The sequence below is a fragment of the Pseudomonas pseudonitroreducens genome (assembly GCF_021603645.1).
GTDB lineage: Bacteria > Pseudomonadota > Gammaproteobacteria > Pseudomonadales > Pseudomonadaceae > Pseudomonas > Pseudomonas pseudonitroreducens.
Genome location: NZ_BQHJ01000044.1, coordinates 1 through 768, shown reverse-complemented (window position 1 = coordinate 768; position 768 = coordinate 1). Strand labels below are relative to the sequence as shown.

2 protein-coding genes are annotated in these 768 nt (G+C 63.3%); both read left to right on the top strand.

The genetic code is table 11. The features are described from left to right. Positions 1–2 precede the first annotated feature (2 nt). Positions 3–143: a phage virion morphogenesis family protein gene (locus L6D89_RS32930; protein ID WP_373875005.1), complete on the top strand. Its 141-nt coding sequence runs from the start codon at positions 3–5 to the stop codon at positions 141–143. Continuing rightward, positions 136–603 carry a hypothetical protein gene (locus tag L6D89_RS32365; RefSeq protein WP_236202340.1) on the top strand — a complete coding sequence of 156 codons (468 nt, stop codon included), beginning with the start codon at positions 136–138 and terminating at the stop codon, positions 601–603. The genes L6D89_RS32930 and L6D89_RS32365 overlap by 8 nt, the downstream gene beginning before the upstream one ends. Positions 604–768: the final 165 nt, after the last annotated feature.

Genomic DNA, 768 nt, shown 5'->3' with positions numbered 1-768 from the left:
CCCTGGTCTATGCCGCCACCCACCAGTACGGCGATGAGGATCGCGGCATTCCGCAAAGGGAATACCTCGGCCTGGAAGGCGTGGACCTGGACGACGTGATCGGCCTGATCGAGGACTACCTGGAGGAATTGGCAGATGAGTGATTTGACCGCCGAACAGGTGCTGGAAGGCGTCAAGGCCTGGGTAGAACGCGCCTTCGTGGCCAGCGACCTGAAGGTTGAAACGCAACTGCACGGCGGGCGTTTCGTGCCGGCTGAGCTGGAGCGTTACGCCACGCGGACGATGGCCTGCCGCATTGCCCTGGAGGGGCTCAAGTTCAACCTGAATGGCCAAGGGAAGCTGGTGGCCACCGCCCTGGTAGTGGTCGTCGGCCTGGCTGGCGACCTGGGCAAGGCCGGGAGCCGGGCTGGCAACGTGCTGCGTCTGCTGGCTCCCCTGCAGGCGGCACTCCCTGGAACCAAGCACGACCTGGAACTGATGGACAGCATCGACGCCAAGGATGTGCGTGCCGCGAACCTCTACAACGCCGCGCTGGAAGGCCGCAACTGCGCCGCCTGGGTACTGGCCTGGCCTGTGAAGTTTCAACACCCCCGAGTCCGATAGGAGGACACATGAAAGTAGAAAAGGCCCCCGCCTCGGCAGGGGAAACCAAACCGGCCGGCGTGAAGGTGAAGATCACCCACGACAATGGGCACCGCCATGCCGGCATCAAGCACCCCAAAGACGCGGTTATCACCGTATCCGAGGCCGATAAAAAGCTGATCGTCG

Bases quoted from the DNA above. Each gene is read 5' to 3' on its own strand.
- L6D89_RS32365 (WP_236202340.1), top strand. From the start codon at position 136: ATGAGTGATTTGACCGCCGAACAGGTGCTGGAAGGCGTCAAGGCCTGG.